The organism is Priestia flexa NBRC 15715 (assembly GCF_001591565.1).
Taxonomy (GTDB): Bacteria; Bacillota; Bacilli; order Bacillales; family Bacillaceae_H; genus Priestia; species Priestia flexa.
On sequence record NZ_BCVD01000215.1, the window covers coordinates 1 to 2,155 of the forward strand.

A 2,155-nucleotide genomic window follows, 5' to 3' on the forward strand; every position below is an offset into this window, starting at 1 on the left:
TGTCTCAGTCTCATTTTTTCGTATAGTTGCTTTTAATTTGTATACGCTAATAGTTGAACAGTTTCCTTACATACAACTGTCTCAAGATGAAATGAGGAGTGAAAGAACATGAAACGACTATTAGTTATACTTACGGCGATTATGCTGATTGCCATAAGTCGCACACTTGTATTTGCTTCTGAAACAAAAGCGCCTAACGAAGCAGTTCCTGCAAAGAATGCTGATGTTCGCATCGTACATGCTTCTCCAGATGCGCCTGCAGTTGATATCTTCTTAGATACAAAACCCGTTGTTGAAGGTGTTAAATTTAAAGATACTACGGATTTTTTACAAGTACCTGCTGGATCACATGAAGTAGAAGTTTATGCAACTGGTACAAAAGGAACAAAAGAGCCCGTAGTAAAAGCAACGCTTGTTGTAGAAGGTGGAAAGTCTTACACGATTGCTGCTATTAACAAAGTAGATATGTTAGAACTAAAAGCAATCTCCAACAATACGGTAGGAACGTCTGATAAAGCAAAAGTTCGTGTTGCTCACTTTTCACCTGATGCTCCAGCTGTTAACGTTGGACCAAAAGGAGCCGCTCCACTGTTTACAAATTTAGCATTCAAAACAGTATCCGACTACCAGACTCTTGCTCCTGGTGCTTATGATTTAAGCGTAACAACCGAAGATGGCAAAGAAATACTTGGACTTCCAGGTACTAAAGTAGAAAATGGTAAGAATTATACGGTTTTAGCCGTGAATACTGCAAGCCAACTTGAAACAATTATCTTAGAAGATACAAAGTAACGCTTAAAAAACCAGCGCGTTTGCGCTGGCTTTTTCTATTTTATATCTGTTGATTGCAAAGTTTTAGAAGAAACATATGCTTGAATATAAGCCTGTTTTTCTTCCATATATCGCTCATAATTATTCCAGTATGAAGATGCAAGTTTGTTTTTAAGGTCTATATACCCTTCCTGTAGCCTTTCACTTTTCTTAAGTTCATCTTGAAACGCTAAGCAGCCATCCCAAAAGTCTGAGTCAACGGCCGTTACGTACAGATGAGCGTGTTGAATATGAGTTGGTATTGCACAGTAGGAGTCATTTTCCTTTATATATTTTGGATAATGCGACAAAGAAGCCTCATCTTTTAGAGCAATAAATATATTCATTTCTTCTATATAAACATATGGGCCATTTTGCAATATTTCAATAACTGACGTTAAGTCCTCAGAACGTTGAATACCTATTAATACATCGATAATTGGAGAAGCCGACATATTAGGGATAGCTGTACTTCCAATATGCTTAACTTCAATTGAAAAGTCTTTAAGCATTGAGGTTACCTTTTCTTTTTCAAATGCATAAAGAACCGGCCATTTTGTTTCATAATTCACAAGTTCAACCAATGATCTCCACCTCTCTTTAGCTTTCTTTATAATTTACCACTAAATTAATTAAAAATAAATAATTTTCTAATAATTATTTTTATACAATTTCCTCTTTCAAAAATTTTATGAAAATTGACCATTTCATTCTGAGCAATGTGGACTAAATTATTAATAAATACTCCATTTACTTGTTAATATTCCCTTATATATGCTTCTTTTTTTTATGAATTAAAAGTTAACGCTAAAGCACTCTCCCTTTTTATCTTCCATTTGTTTAGGACAAATTCATTATACCGTCACCGTTCGACATGTAGTATGATGGATAATGTAGGTAACTTAAGAGAAATATAGTTTTACCTTGAATTTTTGGTTAAGTTGCCGATATATGCTTTGAAATCCATTTTATTTTTAAGTAAATTTAGTAGAATGCAAGGAGGAAAAGATGAATAATAAACACATGATGTATGCAGTTTGTACAACTGCTGCTCTGAGCTCTTCGGCTCTTTTTTTTAATTTAGAAGCTGAAGCCGCTCAACCAGCGACTGTTAATGCCACATCATTAAACGTGCGGGCAATTCCAAGCACAAGTGGGGCAATCGTTGGCAAGCTGTATAAAGGAAACACAATTAATGTATTAACAGAACAACAAGGATGGGCAAAAATCCAACTTAATGGCAAAGACGCTTGGATATCAAGTGAATACATAGAGAAAAAAACATCACCCACAAATGTTGTTTCAAAACAAGCGACCGTGAACGCTAGCTCTTTAAACGTTCGCT

General features: G+C 35.3%; 3 protein-coding genes. 2 read left to right on the forward strand and 1 reads right to left on the reverse strand.

What is annotated here, in order from left to right; all coding sequences use genetic code 11:
• Positions 1 to 108 precede the first annotated feature (108 nt).
• On the forward strand, positions 109 to 792 hold the full coding sequence (locus BFL01S_RS19435; protein WP_061786702.1) for a DUF4397 domain-containing protein: 684 nt from the start codon (positions 109 to 111) through the stop codon (positions 790 to 792).
• 35 nt (positions 793 to 827) lie between these two features.
• Here the strand turns inward: BFL01S_RS19435 and BFL01S_RS19440 are convergent, their stop codons facing one another.
• Entirely contained in the window at positions 828 to 1,394 is a 567-nt protein-coding gene (locus tag BFL01S_RS19440) for a GrpB family protein (protein ID WP_061786703.1), read from the reverse strand.
• Positions 1,395 to 1,818: 424 nt separating this feature from the next.
• Between BFL01S_RS19440 and BFL01S_RS19445 the strand changes: the two genes are divergently transcribed.
• Positions 1,819 to 2,155, forward strand: a 337-nt coding sequence (locus BFL01S_RS19445; RefSeq protein ID WP_156474962.1) for an SH3 domain-containing protein, incomplete at its 3' end; no start/stop codon positions are given.